General features: G+C 69.7%; 14 protein-coding genes. 9 read left to right on the forward strand and 5 right to left on the reverse strand.

Annotated elements, in window-relative coordinates; genetic code table 11:
• The first annotated feature begins 13 nt into the window (after positions 1-13).
• Complete coding sequence (gene mutL, locus ABJD39_RS03510) at positions 14-2,428, forward strand: DNA mismatch repair endonuclease MutL (protein ID WP_348612190.1); 2,415 nt, start codon at positions 14-16, stop codon at positions 2,426-2,428.
• Between the two features lie 107 nt (positions 2,429-2,535).
• Positions 2,536-3,489: a bifunctional 2-dehydro-3-deoxygluconokinase/2-dehydro-3-deoxygalactonokinase gene (gene kdgK1 / locus ABJD39_RS03515; protein WP_348612192.1), complete on the forward strand. Its 954-nt coding sequence runs from the start codon at positions 2,536-2,538 to the stop codon at positions 3,487-3,489.
• Positions 3,490-3,540: 51 nt separating this feature from the next.
• Here the strand turns inward: kdgK1 and ABJD39_RS03520 are convergent, their stop codons facing one another.
• Positions 3,541-4,221 carry a J domain-containing protein gene (locus tag ABJD39_RS03520; protein WP_348612193.1) on the reverse strand — a complete coding sequence of 227 codons (681 nt, stop codon included), beginning with the start codon at positions 4,219-4,221 and terminating at the stop codon, positions 3,541-3,543.
• A 164-nt stretch (positions 4,222-4,385) separates the two neighbouring features.
• Positions 4,386-4,646 (reverse strand): MTH865 family protein, encoded by a 261-nt coding sequence (locus tag ABJD39_RS03525; RefSeq protein ID WP_348612195.1) that lies wholly within the window; start codon positions 4,644-4,646, stop codon positions 4,386-4,388.
• A 127-nt stretch (positions 4,647-4,773) separates the two neighbouring features.
• On the opposite strand from ABJD39_RS03525, the gene ABJD39_RS03530 reads away from it, so the two are divergent.
• Positions 4,774-5,826, forward strand: a complete 1,053-nt coding sequence (locus ABJD39_RS03530) for a M42 family metallopeptidase (RefSeq protein WP_348612197.1) — start codon at positions 4,774-4,776, stop codon at positions 5,824-5,826.
• Positions 5,827-6,240: 414 nt separating this feature from the next.
• On the opposite strand, the gene ABJD39_RS03535 is transcribed toward ABJD39_RS03530, so the two are convergent.
• Together ABJD39_RS03535 and ABJD39_RS03540 are read right to left on the reverse strand one after the other, a co-directional pair.
• The gene (locus ABJD39_RS03535) at positions 6,241-6,807 is read right to left on the reverse strand and encodes a plastocyanin/azurin family copper-binding protein (protein ID WP_348612199.1); all 567 of its coding nucleotides are present in this window, start codon (positions 6,805-6,807) and stop codon (positions 6,241-6,243) included.
• Positions 6,808-7,121: 314 nt separating this feature from the next.
• The gene (locus tag ABJD39_RS03540; RefSeq protein WP_348612201.1) at positions 7,122-8,183 is read right to left on the reverse strand and encodes a glycosyltransferase family 4 protein; all 1,062 of its coding nucleotides are present in this window, start codon (positions 8,181-8,183) and stop codon (positions 7,122-7,124) included.
• Between the two features lie 146 nt (positions 8,184-8,329).
• On the opposite strand from ABJD39_RS03540, the gene ABJD39_RS03545 reads away from it, so the two are divergent.
• From ABJD39_RS03545 to ABJD39_RS03565, 5 genes are all read left to right on the forward strand, one after another.
• Positions 8,330-10,192 carry a S9 family peptidase gene (locus tag ABJD39_RS03545; protein ID WP_348612203.1) on the forward strand — a complete coding sequence of 621 codons (1,863 nt, stop codon included), beginning with the start codon at positions 8,330-8,332 and terminating at the stop codon, positions 10,190-10,192.
• Between the two features lie 152 nt (positions 10,193-10,344).
• A complete protein-coding gene (locus ABJD39_RS03550) occupies positions 10,345-11,526 on the forward strand; it encodes a GAF domain-containing protein (RefSeq protein ID WP_348612205.1) in 1,182 nt (393 codons plus the stop codon).
• Between the two features lie 105 nt (positions 11,527-11,631).
• Positions 11,632-12,057 carry a cobalamin B12-binding domain-containing protein gene (locus tag ABJD39_RS03555; RefSeq protein ID WP_348612207.1) on the forward strand — a complete coding sequence of 142 codons (426 nt, stop codon included), beginning with the start codon at positions 11,632-11,634 and terminating at the stop codon, positions 12,055-12,057.
• Positions 12,057-13,121 (forward strand): methylmalonyl Co-A mutase-associated GTPase MeaB, encoded by a 1,065-nt coding sequence (gene meaB, locus ABJD39_RS03560; protein WP_348612209.1) that lies wholly within the window; start codon positions 12,057-12,059, stop codon positions 13,119-13,121. Before ABJD39_RS03555 ends, meaB begins: the two co-directional genes overlap by 1 nt.
• A 221-nt stretch (positions 13,122-13,342) precedes the next feature.
• Positions 13,343-14,314 carry a cupredoxin domain-containing protein gene (locus ABJD39_RS03565; protein WP_348612211.1) on the forward strand — a complete coding sequence of 324 codons (972 nt, stop codon included), beginning with the start codon at positions 13,343-13,345 and terminating at the stop codon, positions 14,312-14,314.
• A gap of 91 nt (positions 14,315-14,405) precedes the next feature.
• Here ABJD39_RS03565 and ABJD39_RS03570 read toward each other — a convergent pair whose 3' ends face one another.
• Positions 14,406-15,338 (reverse strand): branched-chain amino acid transaminase, encoded by a 933-nt coding sequence (locus tag ABJD39_RS03570; protein ID WP_348612213.1) that lies wholly within the window; start codon positions 15,336-15,338, stop codon positions 14,406-14,408.
• 153 nt (positions 15,339-15,491) lie between these two features.
• On the opposite strand from ABJD39_RS03570, the gene ABJD39_RS03575 reads away from it, so the two are divergent.
• Positions 15,492-16,931, forward strand: a complete 1,440-nt coding sequence (locus tag ABJD39_RS03575; RefSeq protein ID WP_348612215.1) for a Na+/H+ antiporter NhaC family protein — start codon at positions 15,492-15,494, stop codon at positions 16,929-16,931.
• Positions 16,932-17,132: the final 201 nt, after the last annotated feature.

Here is a 17,132-nt window from a genome sequence, read left to right on the forward strand (position 1 = left end):
GAGCGTTGGAGCGATGACCGGGGAGATCCGCGCGCTCGACGACCGCACCGTCCGCGAGATCGCCGCGGGCGAGGTCGTCGAGCGACCCGCCTCCGTCGTGAAGGAACTCGTCGAGAACGCCCTCGACGCCGGCGCGTCCAGGGTCGCCGTCGCCGTCGACAACGGCGGCATCGACGGGATCCGCGTCCGCGACGACGGTGCAGGGATATCCCCCGAGGAGATACCGATGGCCGTGGCGAAACACGCCACCAGCAAACTCGACGGCATGGATGACCTCGATGCGGGCGTCGCCACGCTCGGCTTCCGCGGCGAGGCGCTCTACTCCGTCGGCGCGGTCGCGGAGCTGACCGTGCGCTCCCGTACACCCGACGCCGACACCGGCGCCGAGTTAGTCGTCGACCACGGCGACGAGGGCGAGGTGAAGCCGGCGGGCTGTCCCGTCGGCACGACCGTCGAGGTCCGCGACCTGTTCGGGCGCACGCCCGCCCGCCGGAAGTTCCTCAAGACGCCCGCCACGGAGTTCGACCGCGTCAGCGGCGTCGTCTCGGCGTACGCGCTCGCGAACCCGGACGTGGCCGTGTCGCTGGAGCACGACGGCCGCGAGGTGTTCGCCTCCCCCGGCGACGGGAACCGTCGCTCGGCGGTGCTGGCCGTCTACGGCCGCGAGGTCGCCGAGTCGATGGTCGACGTGGCCTACGAGTCCGACTCGGGCGAGGTCCGGATCTCGGGACTCGTCTCCCACCCCGAGACAACTCGCGCGGGCCGGGAGTACCTCACCACGTACGTGAACGACCGCTGGGTCCGCGACGGCGACCTCCGCGGCGCCGTCGTCGACGCCTACGGCGGCCAACTCGCCACCGATCGCTACCCGTTCGCCGTCCTGTTCGTCGACGTGCCCGCCGCCGCCGTCGACGTGAACGTCCACCCGCGCAAGACGGAGGTGCGCTTCGACGACGACGCGGACGTGGTCGAGACCGTCCGCGAGGCGGTCCGGGCCGCGCTGCTGGAGCACGGCCTCGTGCGCTCGTCGGCGCCGCGCGGCCGATCGGCGCCCGAGGAGGCAGCCGTCGACCCCGAAGTCGTCGGCGGCGCCGGGACCGATCACGAGCGCGCCGCGCGCGAACGACGAGGGACGGACAGCAACGCCGGCGACGACGACCGCGACGCCGCCGACTCCGTCAACAGCCACGACGACGGTGGACCCGCCGACGCGACGAGCGCGGGCGCGGAGACCACCTCCTCCGTGCTCGACGCCTGGGGCGGCTCCGATGCCGCGGACTCTGATGGTCCGGCCGACGCGCCGGCCGACGGCGTGACGCCGCCATCGACTTCAGAGTCGGGACCGGACACCGCCGGGGCCGCCGCGGGGGATCCGGCAGCCGACGACGCGGTCGAGGCGGATATCGACACCGCCGCCGCCGACACTGTCGCTGACACTGCCGCCGACGACGACGCGGCGTGGCAGGTCGACATCGGCGGGAGCCGCGACGCGACCGATCGACCGACGGACCATCCTGAGCGCGGTCGGACGGACGCGACCGCGGGCGGAGCGCCGTCGCCGCGCGCGTGGCAGTCCGGCGGCGACGAGTCGGATGACGGTGACGAGGCGAACGACAGCGAACGATCGGGCGGCGCAGCCGCCGACGCCGCCGACGACTCCGGCCCCTCCGCGGCAGCATCGGCGGACCGTGACCGGACGTGGGGAGCGCCCTCGCAGGCGACGCTCGCGGGCGGCACCACCGACGAGCGGACCGAACACGACCGGCTCCCGTCGATGCGCGTGCTCGGGCAGTACGACGACACCTACGTCGTCTGCGAGACCGACGCCGGCCTCGTCCTGGTCGACCAGCACGCGGCAGACGAGCGCGTCAATTACGAGCGACTCCGGCGCGCCGTCGGCGACGAGGCGCCGGCACAGACGCTCGCGACGCCCGTCGAGTTGGAGCTGACCGCCCGGGAGTCGGAGCTGTTCGAGACGTTCCGGGAGGCGCTGCGCGAGGTCGGGTTCCGCGCGGAGCGCGTGGAGCGGGAGATCGGCGGTCGGAGCGACGGAGACAGCGGCGACGACGGACCACCGAGCCACGCCGTCGCGGTGACGGCGGTCCCCGCGGTGTTCGACGCGACGCTGGACCCGGACCTCCTGCGGGACGTGCTCGCCGCGTTCGCCGACGAGGTCACCGCCGGCGACCGCCCCGTCTCGGAGGTGGCCGACGCGCTGCTTGCGGATCTGGCGTGTTACCCGTCCGTGACCGGCAACACCTCGCTCACCGAGGGCAGCGTGGCCGACCTGCTCGACGCGCTCGACGACTGCGAGAACCCCTACGCGTGCCCGCACGGCCGTCCGGTGATCGTGGAGTTCGGGCGCGAGGAGATAGAGGATCGCTTCGAGCGCGACTACCCCGGTCACGGCGGACGTCGCGCCGAGTAGGTCGGAGTGACGCGGCGGCGACGCCGTCGGCGACGACAGGGAACGGGGACGAACTACGCCGACGCGCTTCCAGACCCTTCTTGGTGGCTCCGGTCGTCGCTTCGCGCATGACCGATCTCGTCACGTTCGGGGAGACGATGCTTCGGCTCTCCCCGCCACAGGGAACCCGGCTGGAGACGACCGAGGAGTTCGACGTGCGCGCCGGCGGCGCCGAGAGCAACGTCGCCGTCGCGGGCGCGTCGCTGGGGCTCGACTCCGTGTGGCTGTCGAAACTGCCGCGCTCCCCGCTGGGGCGCCGCGTCGTCAGCGCGCTGCGGGCCCACGGCGTCCGCACGGGCGTCGCGTGGGACGACGACGCGCGCCTCGGCACGTACTACCTCGAACACGGCGGCGAGCCCCGCGGCACGAACGTCGTCTACGACCGCGCCGACTCGGCTGTGACGACAGTGGCGCCCGAGGAGCTTCCGCTGGGCGTGCTCGACGGCGCGGCCGCGTTCCACACCACCGGGATCACGCCGGCGCTGTCCGAGGCCGCCGCCGAGACGACGCGGGCGGTGCTCGAACGCGCGGTCGCGGCCGGGGCGACGACGAGCCTCGACCTGAACTACCGGAACAAGCTGTGGAGCCACGCGGAGGCCCGGTCGACGCTGACTACTCTCTTCGAGCACGTCGACGCGCTGTTCGTCGCGAAGCGGGACGCAGAGACGGTGCTCGACCGCGACGGCGAGGCCGTCGAGATCGCCCACGGACTGGCGACCGATTTCGGCTTCGAGACGGTCGTCGTCACCCGGGGAGACAGCGGCGCGCTCGCGCTCCACGGCGACCGAGTGTTCGAACAGCCCGTGTACGAGGCCGACACGCTCGACGCCATCGGCACCGGCGACGCGTTCGTCGGCGGCTTCCTCTCGAAGCGCTGCGCCGGCGGCGACATCGACGACGCCCTGGAGTGGGGTGCCGCGACCGCGTCGCTCAAGCGGACGATCGCCGGCGACCTCGCGGTCGTCACTCCCGAGGAAGTCGAGCGAGTGATCGACGAGGGAGACGGCGGTATTTCGCGCTGAATCCGGCAGCCTGACTTCGGAGGGCAGACGACCGGACGGGGACTCCGACGCTCACGGGCGTCGGGAGCCGCGGCCGCGCGTCGACCGACGCCGTGGTACGCGCTCGGTGTCGGTCGCGCCGTCCTCGCTCGCGTGCTCCAGCGCGGTCGCGTACGCCTCGCGGACCGCCGAGAACGCCTCGCGACTCCCGCCCTGATCCGGGTGGGTCTCCTTCACCTTCTCGCGGTAGGCCCGCTCGACGGACTCCTCGTCGGCAGTCGTCGGCAGCTCGAGCGTGTCGAACGCCGAGGCGACCGGGCTCGACGCCGCCGGATCGGGTCCGAGGTGGACATCGGGAACCTCGAACGGGAGGCGCCGGCCGAGATGTCGGCCGGGCATCTCGTGTTCACAGAGGATCACGCGATCGGCGCCGTCCTCGTCGTCCCGGATCGCGAAGTACGCGTGCACGTCGAAGGTGAGCGCCACGTTCCGCTCGGGGAGGTAGAAGGCGACACGGGTTCCGTCGAGGTCGACGTCCTCGACGAACCGCTCGTCGATCCGGCGGAGGTACTCGCGGATCTCGGCCTCGCGCCGGAGCGACCCCTGATCGGGGCCGCCCGAGCGCGCCGGCGGATCGGGGAACAGTCGATTCGCCGCGAGGAAGACGCTCGCGACGCCGGCGGAGGCGACCACGCCGGCGGCGACCCCCCAGACGAGCCACCCCGGCAGCGCCGCGAGCCACTCACCGAACACACCCGCGATTGGCGACGACCGCTATTGAACCCCTCGCCGCCGACGGGATGAACAGCCCGCCGCAACCCCGGATGGAGGGGACCTCGCGGATTCGGCCAGCTCTCGCTCAAGGGCGAACAGCGCGGTCGAGAACGGAGCGATCGGTCTCGGCGACGCGGCCGGCTTCAGATCATCCCGTTGTCCTTCAGCCCCTCGATGACGTCGTCGACGAGGGTCTCGACGTCCTCGTAGGGGAAGTCCTGACTGGAGCCCAGCTTCGCTGCCAGCTCCATCGCGGTGACCGAGAAGTCGCCGGACTCGAACTTCGTTCCCGGGCCCTGCGGCAGCGCGGGCACGAGGTCCATCTGGCTCGACACCGGGAAGTCGGCGTCGGAGAACGCGTCTGTGAACTGCTCTCGGAGGTCGGCCTCGACGTCGTCGGACATACGCCCACAGCGGGGCGATGGCCGCAAAAGCGTTCCGGAACCACGGAGAACTCCGGGAGAGTTTCTACAGCCGGCGGGCCGGGCCGGAACCCCGGCGATTAATCGTGGCCGCGCCGAACCGCCGGCCATGGCGTTCGATTTCGACTTCGACCTGCTTCGCGAGTTGACCGAGACCAGCGGCGTCCCCGGCTACGAGGACCGCGTCCGCGACCGCGTCCGCACGGTGTTCGATGGAGCCGTCGACGAGGTCCGCACCGACGCGATGGGCAACGTGATCGGCACCGTCGAGGGCAGCGGCGACTACGAGGTCGCCGTCGCCGCCCACATGGACGAGATCGGGTTCATGGTGAAACACGTTACCGACGACGGCTTCCTCAAGGTCGACGCGCTCGGCGGCTGGGACCCCCGCGTGCTGCGCGCCCAGCGCGTTCGCGTCCACACCCAGCAGGGCGACCTCACGGGCGTCATCGGCTCGGTTCCGCCGCACACGCTCTCGGAGGAGGAGCGCGAGAAGGACGACGCCGTCGAGGACATCGTCATCGACCTCGGGCGCGAGGCCGAGGTGGTCGAGGAGGTCGTCTCCGTCGGCGACCTCGTGACGATGGAGCAGTCGACGGTGAAGATGGGCGACACGGTCACCGGGAAGGCACTCGACGACCGCGTGTGTCTGTTCGCGATGCTGGAGTCCGCCCGCGAGCTGGAGGATCCGGAGGCGACGGTCCACTTCTGTGCGACGGTGCAGGAGGAGGTCGGTCTTCGCGGCGCCCAAGCGCTCGGCGTCGATGTGGACCCCGACCTCGCGGTCGCGCTCGACGTGACGATCGCCTCGGACACTGCCGGAGTCGCCGAGGACAAGCAGGTGACCCGCCTGGGCGATGGCGCGGCGGTGAAGCTGAAGGACGGCTCGGTGATCACGAATCCGAAGGTGACGCGACGCCTGCGCGACGTGGCCGAGGCCGAGGGGATCGAACACCAACTGGAGGTGCTTCCCTCGGGCGGCACCGACACCGCAGCCTTCCAGAAGGCCAACGGCGCGAAGCCGGTCGGCGCGCTGTCGATCCCGACGCGGTACCTCCACACCGTCACCGAGACGGCCCACGGGGACGACATCCGCGCGACGATCGACCTGCTGACGGCGTTCCTCACGAGCGAGGACGGCAGCCACGACTACTCGCTGTGAGTCGACGGCGAAGCTCCCGGTGAAACGGCTGTCGAAGGTACAGTCTGAGACCCGTCCGACCACAACGCGAGTTCGGAGCGGTCCCCCCTGACGGAACCGCTCCCGGTCGGAGAACCGACCGTCGTGTGCCCCCTCGTCCCCTCTCGCTCCCCGCCTCCGAATTCGGTGTTCCGAAGATGTATCTATCGAAACACCGACACTATATGCCAGATAGTTATTCGGGGGATCCCGGATACCGACACGGTTCGTATCGGACCGTCCGCCGTCTCGCGATGACACGTCGATAGTGTCGGTCCGTCGGCAGCGACGGCGAGACGCCGGTGAGAACACGGGAGAACCGTGGCAGTTGCTAGCAGTTGCTTTCGAGGTGGAGCGGAAAGCAACGGGGACCGAACCAAGCGCGAGCCCGAGGCGTTACTCTTCGGGCGGCTCGTAGTCGCCGCCGTACTTCGTGAAGAGGAACGCGAACCCGAGCGTCGACACCATCGCGATGAACGAGGCGATGCCGAGGCTCTTCGCGGAGTCGGGCACCTCTGGCGGGCCGGCGGCAGTCGGCTCGGGCGTCGGGAGTTCCTCGACGACTTCGATAGTGCCCTCCATGCCGACGGACGCGTGCGGTTCACAGACGTACTCGTACACGCCGACGGTCTCGAAGGTGAACTCCGTCGAGAATCCCTCGTCTTCGATGGGGGAGTGTCCCTCCCACCCGGCGCCTTCGGGCTGACTGTTGACGGCGATGTTGTGGCCGCCGGAGACCCAATCGAACGTCACCGTCGTCCCGGGCGTCACGTAGAACGGTTCGTCGGTTCCGGGCGTGTATTTCAGCCCGTCGCTGCCGGCGCCGACCTCGACGGTTCCCTCGCCGTCGGCGGTCGCCTGTGCGGCTGCGGTTCCGGCGCCGGCTGCGACCGCGCCCGCTGCGGCGGTCGCGCCCGCCGCCCCCCGGATGAAGCTCCGGCGGCTGAGCGTGTCGTCTTCCATGCTCGCGGCTAGGCGTGTCCCGAACCTATATCCGTCGATCGAATCCGTGCCGGCGGACCGCGGGGAGGCGGTGCGGACGCGGTCGCGGGGGTGCGGTCGCTGTCGCTGAAGCGGTGCGGAAGTCACTAGCAGTCGTACCGCGAGCGAGGCCGAAGGCCGAGCGAGCGGCCGTTTGGCATTACGGGAAATCGAAGATTTCCCGTCAGCAGTCGGAACGCTGCGCGTTCCGACAGCATGAACGGGTTTTCGCCGAGCGGTTCCCGCAGCGCTCGCCTCCGGCAAGCGCGAGGAAACCCGAGGCGAAAAGAGGTTCTTTAGAACCAGCCGTGTCCGTCGATCGCGGCCTCGTAGCAGTCCACCCACTCGGAGAGCACCTCGTCGTGGTCGAAGCCGGCGAACCCGTCGTTCGTCTCCCACTCCGGGAGGTCGCCGCAGGCGACGATCTCGTCGGCCAGTTCCTGCGGCGAGGTGACGAGCCGGCCGCGGTCGAGCCCCTCGACGAGTTCGTGCGCCGAGGAGCCCGCCTGGTACTCCACGATGCCGACGCAGCCGCACGCCAGCGCCCACAGCAGTTCGGTCGCGAACGGCTCGTACGTCGCCGTCTGCGCGAACACGTGCGAGCCCTTGAGCACCGGAACGAACTCCTCCGCGTCGAGGTCGCCGAGGAACCGCACGCGGTCGTCGATCCGCAGGTCCGCGGCCATCCGCTCGGCGTCGCCGCGGGCGGGGCCGTCGCCGACGATCGCCGCGCGCCAGTCGCGGTCGCGCAGCTCCGCCAGCGCGAGGAGGAACTCGCCGATGTTCGCGTCGTCATCGAGATCGCGGCCCCACACCATGTCGAAGCGGTCGTCCGCGTCGGCCGAGCGAACCAGATCGATGTCGATGCTCTCGGGGATCACCCGGACGTTCACGTCGTTGGCGCCGTGCTCGCGAACGGCCGTGCGGACCGTCTCGGAGGGCGCGATCACGCGATCGGCCCGCGTCGCCGCCTTTCGGTACCGGCGGCCGGAGCCGCGCTCGCGGTCGCGCTCCCACCAGTCGAGGACGAGCGGGACCCGCAGCATCGCGGCGGTCGTCTTCGCGGTCGTCGCGTGTCCCGGCGGGACGGAGACGGCGTGGACGGCGTCCGGGTCGACGCGGCGGAGGACGAACGGGAGCTTCGACCGGAAGCGTCCCGCCGAGGGGCGCTCGGTGACGGCGTGGTACTCGATCCCGTCCTGTTCGAAGTGGCCGATCTCGCCGCCCCACCACTGCGCGCACAGCCAGTGGACATCGTGGCCGCGGGCGGCGAGGTCGGCGGCGACGCGGCGCGTCCGACGGACCGCGGGGGCCTCCCGCGTTGCTATCGTGTCCATCGAAACCACCGCGACGCGCATGTGCGATCGGCTACCGGTGGGGGAATAAAAAGGGAGGCGATACTCCCCGGGGGTCACGGAACGCCCAGTGTCGGGCACGCCGTCGGCGCGTCGGAACCTGTTCGGCGACCAGAACGTTTTCGATGCGTGCCCGGGACTACTACGTCATGACCGACCCGACGTACGACATCGAGCGGTACCTGAACGTTCGCTCGGCCCACAGCGCGGCGTTCGCCCCGGACGGCACCCTCGCGTTCCTGATGGACACCACCGGCACGCCGCAGGTGTGGAGCCTCGACGAGCCGGGCGCCTGGCCCGAGCAGCACACCTTCGACGAGGAGCGCGTCACGTTCGTGGACTGGTCGCCCGAGCGCCGCGAACTCGCCTTCGGGATGGACGAGGGCGGCAACGAGCGAATGCAGCTGTTCCGGCTCGATCCCGACAGCGGGGTCGTCACCGGGCTGACCGGGATGCCCGAGGCGAAACACCGCTGGGGCGGCTGGTCCCACGACGGCGAACGGTTCGCGTTCGCCTCGAACCGCCGCGACGAGTCCGTCTTCGACGTGTACGTACAGGGACGCGACGAGACCGGCGAGGAGGCCGAGTCGGTGTACGAGGGCGACGGCTGGCTCTCGGTGGCGGGATGGTCGCCCGACGACACGCGGCTGCTCGTCCACGAGGCCCGGGGGAGCTTCGATCACGACCTGCACGTGCTCGACGTCGAGACCGGCGAACTCACCCACCTGACGCCCCACACGTCCGACGCGCGCTTCCAGAGCCCCGAGTGGGCGCCCGACGGCGACAGCGTGTACGTCTGCACGGATCACGCCTCCGACACCCTCCGGCTGGAGCGGATCGCCCTCGGCGGCGAGGGCGGCAGCGGGGGCGATGGCGACGGGGACGGCGCCGACGGTGATGCCGCGCTCGGCGACCTGTTCGTCGTCGAGGACGGCGAGGGCTGGAACGTCGACGGCGTCGTCGTCGACGAGGACACCAACCGCGTCGCCTACTCGCGCAACGTCGACGGCTACACGGAGATCACCGTCGGCGAGTTCACCGCGCCGGACCGGGTCGATCCGTTCGCCGAACCGGCCCTCCCGAAGTGCGTCGCCGGCGGCGTCTCGTTCGGCCCCGACGCCGACCGACTAGCCGTCACCGTCACCGGCAGCACCGTCAACACGAACACGTACGCCGTGGACGTGAAGTCCGGCGAGGCGACGCGATGGACCCACGCCGCGACCGCGGGTATTCCCGAGGAGACGTTCGTCGAACCGGAGTTGGTCCACTACCCCACCTTCGACGGCCGCGAGATCCCCGCGTTCTTCTCGACCCCTGACGACGCGCCCGAAGGTGAAACGCCCGTCATCGTCGACATCCACGGCGGCCCCGAGAGCCAGCGTCGCCCGTCGTTCAACGCCGTCAAGCAGTACTTCCTCAACAACGGCTACGCCGTGTTCGAGCCGAACGTCCGCGGTTCCTCGGGCTACGGGAAGGCGTACGCGCACCTGGACGACGTGGAAAACCGGATGGATTCGGTCGCCGATATCGAGGCGGCCGTCGAGTGGCTCCACGACCACCCCGCGGTCGACCCCGAGAAGATCGTCGCGATGGGCGGCAGCTACGGCGGCTTCATGGTGCTCTCGGCGATGACCGAGTACCCGGACCTGTGGGCTGCCGGGATCGACATCGTCGGCATCGCCAGCTTCGTGACGTTCCTCGAGAACACCGGCGACTGGCGTCGCGAACTGCGCGAGGCCGAGTACGGCAGCCTGGAGGACGACCGGGAGTTCCTCGAATCCGTCTCGCCGATCAACCACGCCCACGAGATCGCCGCGCCGCTGTTCGTCCTCCACGGCGCGAACGACCCGCGCGTCCCCGTCGGCGAGGCCGAGCAGATCGTCGAGGAGGCGAGCGAACACGTCCCCACGCGGAAGCTTATCTTCGAGGACGAGGGACACGGCTTCTCGAAGCTCGAGAACCGGATCGAGGCGTACCGCGCGATCATCGAGTTCCTCCACGAACACGTGTAATCACAAGGCTGCGAGTACGTGGGCGGATCTGAGGGTCGCTCAAAAACGGAGAGTATCTGCCGGATTCGGATCCCTTCGGACTGTCAAACCATAGCAGACATGCAGACGAATGAGTTATCTCTTTGCGATCCATCAGATCGGTTGAACGACCGATGTCCTCCTCCCACGACGCCCGCGTACTCGTCGCGGTGTCAGATCAGACGCCGAGCGACTACGGCGCGGACGTCGTCGAGGCGATCGAGTCGGCGCTGGACGCGACGGTTCTGCACAAACGCGGCGCCGTCGCCACGGAGTTCCTCCGCGAACTCGGACCGACGCTCGATTGCGTCGTCGTCGTGTCCAACCGATCGACGTGCGTGGAGAACCTCGTCTCCGAGGCGGGGCAGGTGCCGTTGATCGTCTACGGCGACGAGGTTCCGTCCGTCCCCGTCGACGAGGTCGTCGCCACCGACGGGGGGACGGACGTGCTCGCGCGCCGCGTCTCCGAGCTCATCGAGCGCGAACGCGAGCGCAACGCGCTCGCGGAGGCGAACGCGAAGCTGTCGGCGCTGAACACGTACACGGAGGAGCTGACCGGGTGTCAGTCCGTCGAGGAGGTGAGCGACACGGTGGTGTCGGCGGTGACGAACGCGCTCGGTCACGGCCGGTGCGCGCTCGTGCTGCGCGACGGCGACGTGTTCTATCCGCACGGTCACACGTACGACGGGGAGTTGAACGTCCGACTGGGCATCGACGAGGGCGTCGTCGGACGAACGTTCCAGACGGGCGAAACACAGATCGTCGAGAACTACCAGTCGGACCCGGATCACGCGCGGGACGTCGAGGGACTCCGGTCCGTGGTGAGCGTCCCGGTCGGCGACATGGGCGTGTTGCAGGTGACGACCGACAGGGAGGCGGCGTTCGACCGCCAGGACGCGGAGTTCCTCGAGATCGTCGGCTCGCACGCCGCCGAGGCGCTCGCGCGGCTCGAACGGGAGGCGGATCTCCGCGTCGAGCGCGACCGGCTGCACTACTTCTTCGACGGGATCCAGTCGCCGGCGGTGTACGTCGAGTCGAAGGACGGGTCAGAGCCGATACTCGCGGAGGTCAACACAGCCTACGAGGCGCTGTTCGGCGCCGACGGCCTCGGCGAACCGATATCGGACGCGTTTCCGACCGAGACCGAACGGGAGCTGTTCGGAGCCGATGGCCCCGATGAATCCGTCCATCGCGACATCACCCGCGAGACGCTGGACGGCTCGGTCGAGCTCGTCGTAGGTGTGGTCCCGATTCCGCTCTCCGGGGTCGAGACCGCTGCGTTCGGGCTGTATGCGCCCGATGTCGAGTTACCGTAGCGGGGTTTGGTCCGAACGCCGGCGAGTTCGCCGAGTCCGGGCGGACCCGGCGAGGCATCATGGACGTCCGTTAAAGTCAACACCGGCGGCGTCCAACCGGGAGCTATGAGTACACAAGAGCGCGAGGAGGGGCGGCAGATCCGCTGTCTCATCGCGAAGGTCGGTCTGGACGGTCACGATCGCGGCGCGCACGTCATCTCGCGGGCGTTTCGCGACGCGGGCTTCGAGGTCATCTACTCGGGACTGCACCGCGCGCCCGACGAGATCGTGCAGGCGGCCGTCCAGGAGGACGTTGACGTCCTCGGCATCTCGATCCTCTCGGGGGCGCACAACACGCTCGTCCCGAAGATCGTCAAGGGCCTGAAGGAGTACGACGCCTTCGAGGACACGCTGATCCTCGTCGGCGGGATCGTCCCCGACGACGACCGCGACGAGATGCTCGAGATGGGCGTCGGCGCCGTCTTCGGCCCGGGCACCCCGATGGAGGAGACGATCGAGTTCGTCCGCGAGAACGTTCACGACCGCGAGTGATGACGGCCACAGGGACGGAGTCGGCGCTGGTCGATGACCTGCTGGATGGGAAACACCGGGCGCTCGCGCGCGTCATCACGAAGATCGAGAACCGCTCGTCGGGGTACCGCGAGATCGTCTCCGCGCTCCACACGCACACCGGGACCGCGGACGTGATCGGGATCACGGGCAGCCCCGGCGCCGGCAAGTCGACGCTGGTCGACAAGCTGGCGAGGACGTACCGCGACCGCGGCGAGACGGTCGGCGTCATCGCGGTCGACCCCTCCTCGCCGTACACCGGCGGGGCAGTGCTGGGCGACCGTATCCGGATGGCCTCCAACGTCGGCGACATGGACGTGTTCTTCCGGTCGATGAGCGCGAGAGGAACGCTCGGCGGGCTCTCGACGGCCACGTCGGACGCGGTGAAGGCGCTCGACGCGTTCGGCAAGGACAAGGTGATCATCGAGACGGTCGGTGCCGGACAAAACGAGGTGGACATCGTGAAGACCGCGGACACGGTGTGCGTGCTCGTCCAGCCGGGCTCGGGCGACGACGTGCAGATGTTGAAGGCGGGAATCTTAGAGATCGGCGACGTGTTCGTCGTCAACAAGGCGGACATGGACGGCGCCGAGCGCACCGTCGCCGAGCTGGAGGAGATGATCCACATGCGCGAGAACCCCGCTGCGGGGCTGAACACCGGCCACCACGGCCCCGTCGACGACGAGGAGATGGAGCAGGTCGCCCTCGACGGCCCCGACGAGGAGGCGTGGGACCCGCGGGTCATCGAGACGATCGCCACCGACGCCACCGGCGTCGACGAGCTGATCGACACGCTCGACGAGCACGCCGCGTGGCTCAGCGAGACGGGGCAGATCGACGACCGGGCGCGCACGCGCTACGCCGAGGAGATCCGACAGTTGATCCGCGCCGACACCGCGCGGCTGCTGGAGGAGGTGATCGACGCTCGCGGCGGGATCGACGCGCTCGCCGACGACGTGCTCGCGAAGGAGACGGACCCGTACAGCGTGGCCGACGAGTTGGTCGGGCCGGTCCGGGAGTGCGTCGACGAGGAGTTGGAGCGGTGAGTGAGGGTCGACGGGGCGCAAAAGCTCCCCAGTTCGATCCCGATCGACGTGCCCCGATCGGCCCACGTAACGGCGCGTTACTCCGGTACCGCGGGCGTTCTTGTGGATGGCTGAGTCGAACAGTAACCACCGACAGTGTCGTGTGAACCGCCAAAAACCTCGGCATACCGCCGAAGTACGCGGTTTGTAGAAATGGAGTATGGGCGCGAACAAGCGGCCGCATGGCGAACCAACCAGACGGTACGGACGGGCGATCGGACGGATCGAACGAGCAGCGCTGGATCCCGGAGTCGTCGCGACGGCGGCTCCTGAAGCTCGGCGGAGTAGGCGCCCTCGCCGCCACGGTCGGCGGCGCGGGGATGGTGGCGGGACAACAGGAGGACGACGGAGGTGACGATGAGGGCGACGAAGCGGACGGAGCCGGAGACGAGTCCGGCGGCAGCGACGCGGTGTTGGACGACCTGGTGGATCCGACGTTCGGGTACCCGCTCGCCGCGGACGAGACCGGCAGCGTGACCCTCGAACACTCCGTCGTCGCGACCATCGAGGAGGGTGAGGGCGCCCACGAGGAGTTCCCCTCCGAACCGGACGAGAGCGCTCCGGGGTCGTTCGTCGAGATCCCGGCCGAGTTCCTCTTCGATCCGGTCGGACTTCAGGTCGAACCGGGTGACCTCGTCCACTTCCGGAACGGGATCGGCCTCCACACAGTCACCGCGTACACTGAGCTGGCCGATCCGAACCTGGAGGTCCCGAGGCGAGTGCCCGAGGGCGTCCAGCCGTTCACCTCGCCGCCGATGACGCCCGACCAGTCGTGGGTGTACGAGTTCTCGGAGAAGGGGGTGTACGACTACCTCTGTCTGCCGCACCTCGGGCTCGGGATGGTCGGTCGAATCGTCGTGTTCGACCCGGAGGAGGACGACATCTCGGACGAGCAGTTCTCCGCTCCGACGAGCGGTCCGCTGTTCCCCAACGACGCCCGTGTGCTCGAAGCCGAGGAACTAGCCCCGGCGAACATCGTGGAGGCGGGCGAGGTCGCCTGGGAGGACCTGTCGCTTGGAACGCCGACCGCGACGCCGAGCGGAACCGGTACACCCGACGGAACCGGTACGCCGGACGGGACCGGTACACCCGACGGGACCGCGACACCGGAGGGAACCGGTACGCCGAACGGAACCGAAGGCGCCGGCGAGTGAGGGACGTGGTCGTCCGGGCGGGGAGCCGAAGAGACGCACCCGCACCGGACGGCACGTGGGGGTAACTGACCGGGCCGCCTACCGGACCCGATCAGACGTATGTGAACCACTCCTCGTGGTCGTCCGTGCGACGCTCCACGAGGTCGAAGAACGCGGTCTGCAGTTCCTCGGTGATCGGCCCGCGCGAGCCGTTACCGATCTCGACGTTGTCGACCTGCCGGATCGGCGTGACCTCCGCCGCCGAGCCGGTGAAGAACAGCTCGTCGGCCGTGTTCAGCTCGCCCCGGGAGATGCTTACGTTGTCGTGGACGGTGTAGCCGCGCTCGCGAGCAAGCTCGATCACCGTGTTGCGGGTGATGCCGTCGAGGATCGACTCCGAGAGCCCGGGCGTGAAGATCTCGCCGTCGCGCACGAGGAAGATGTTCTCGCCGGGGCCCTCCGCGACGTTGCCCTCCTTGTTGAGGACGATCGCCTCCTTGTAGCCGTTGCGGCGGGCCTCCTCGCCCGCGAGCAGGGAGTTGACGTACAGCCCCGTCGTCTTCGCGTTCGTCGGGATCTGCGAGGAGGAGTGCTTGCGCCAGGAGGACACCATCGCCTTGATGCCGTTCTCCAGCGCGTCGTCGCCGAGGTAGGTCCCCCACGGCCACGCCGCGATCGCGACCTCGGTGGGACAGTCGCCCGGCGAGACGCCGAGGCTGTGGTAGCCGTAGTAGGCGATGGGGCGCACGTACGCCGAGTCGAGGTCGTTGCGGCGGATGACCTCCATCGTCGCCTCGGTCAGCTCCTCCCGGGAGTAGGGGATCTCCATGTCGTACGGCTTCGTCGACTCGAAGAAGCGCTCGAGGTGCTCCTCCCAGCGGAACACCGCCGTCCCCTCCCCGGTGTCGTACGCGCGCACGCCCTCGAAGACGCCCGTGCCGTAGTGCAGTCCATGTGTGAGGACGTGCGTCGTCGCGTCCTCCCAGTCGACGTACTCGCCGTCGTGCCAGATGGTGTCGACGTCCATCTCCGCGAAGCCAGCCATACCCGAGCGCAGGATTTGCCGGACAATAAATACCACAGAAACACCGGGCGCGCCTCCCCGTTCGCGACCACTATCGAGACTGGCGACCCCCATTTACGACCATGAATAATAAACTCGTGTGTTTTAATTACTTCAGAGAATTACGTGCCGGTGATGGATACGCAACCGCCACGCGTCGACGGAGCCGACGGCGACGCACGACGGCCGACGCTCGGGGAAGCGCTCGTGCCGCTGGCGGTCGTCGTCGCCTCGTTGGGCGTCGGCTCGGGGCTGCTCGGACTCGCCCCGCACGGACCGCTGCTGTGGAGCATCGCGTTCGCCGGGCTGTTCGCGCGCTACCGGCTCGGCTACGACTGGGACGGCGTGTACGACGCCGCCGAGGGGGGTCTGCGGATGGGGATGCAGGCGATACTGATCCTGTTCGTCATCTACGGGCTGATCGCGACGTGGACCAGCGCGGGAACGATCCCGGGGCTGATGTACTACGGGCTGGGGCTGCTGTCGCCGCAGGTGTTCCTCCCGGTGACCGCCGTCCTCGCGGCCGTCGTCGCCTTCGCGATCGGGTCGTCGTGGACGACCGTCGGGACGCTCGGCGTCGCCTTCATCGGCATCGGGAGCGGGCTGGGCGTGTCGGCGCCGATGACCGCCGGCGCCATCGTCTCCGGCGCGTACGCCGGCGACAAGCAGAGCCCGCTGTCGGACACTACCAACCTCGCGGCGGCGGTGACGAACACCGACCTGTACGACCACATCAACGCCATGCGGCTCGGAACCGCCGTCGCGCTCGGTCTCTCAGTCGTCGGCTACGCCGTCCTCGGCGCCTTCGCCGTGACCGGGTCCGGCGGCGACACCGCCGCCATCACTGAGCCGCTGGCGTCGACGTACGCGCTCGGCCCGCTGGTGTTCCTTCCCCTGCTCGTCACGTTCGGGCTCGCGATCCGAGGGTATCCGGCGCTGCCGGCGCTGGTCGCCGGCGTGTTCGCGGGCGCCGGGACGACCGTGCTCGCACAGGGTCGCTCGTTCACCGCCGCCTGGGACGCCTTCCTGAACGGCACCGCCCCCGAGACCGGGAGCGAACTCGTCAACGGGCTGCTGACGACGGGCGGGCTCGCGGGCTCGGGCTGGACCATCGCCGTCGTCGTCGCGGCGCTCGCGCTGGGCGGCCTACTGGAGGGAACTGACGTGCTTGCGGTCGTCGCCGACCGTCTCGCGGACGTGGTGTGGTCGCGCAACTCCCTCGTCGTCGGTACCGGCGCCGCCGCGCTCCTCACGAACGCGTTCACCGCCCAGCAGTACATGAGCATCGTCGTTCCCGGCGTGAGCCTCCGGGAACTGTACGACGAGTACGGCCTCGACTCGCGGGACCTCTCGCGGGCCGTCGAGGCCGCCGGCACCCCTACCGGGCCGCTGTTCCCGTGGCACGCGGGCGCCGTCTTCATGGCGGCGTCGCTCGGCTTCGAGTCGTCGTGGGCGTTCGTCCCGTACTACTTCTTCGGGCCGCTGTCGGTGCTGGCGCTCGTCGGGATGGCGCTGGCCGGCCGGGCGACGACGCCGACGGAGGCGCCGGCGGGGGCCGCACCCGCGGACGACTGAGACGAGACGCGAGCGAAGCGAGCGTCTCGGAAGAACCGCGGCGAGGTCTTCGGGCCGAGCCGCCCATGAGCGACACGAGGTCGACCGGCGGGAGAGCCCGGTACAGACGTGCGCGCCGACCGGCCGGGACCGTCCCTCGACCGTCACACTGGCGGTTTCGGGCCCGAAGGTTGATTCCCCGACGCCGAGACGGTGGAGTCG

It is taken from the genome of Halobaculum rarum, assembly GCF_040025155.1.
Taxonomy (GTDB): Archaea; Halobacteriota; Halobacteria; order Halobacteriales; family Haloferacaceae; genus Halobaculum; species Halobaculum rarum.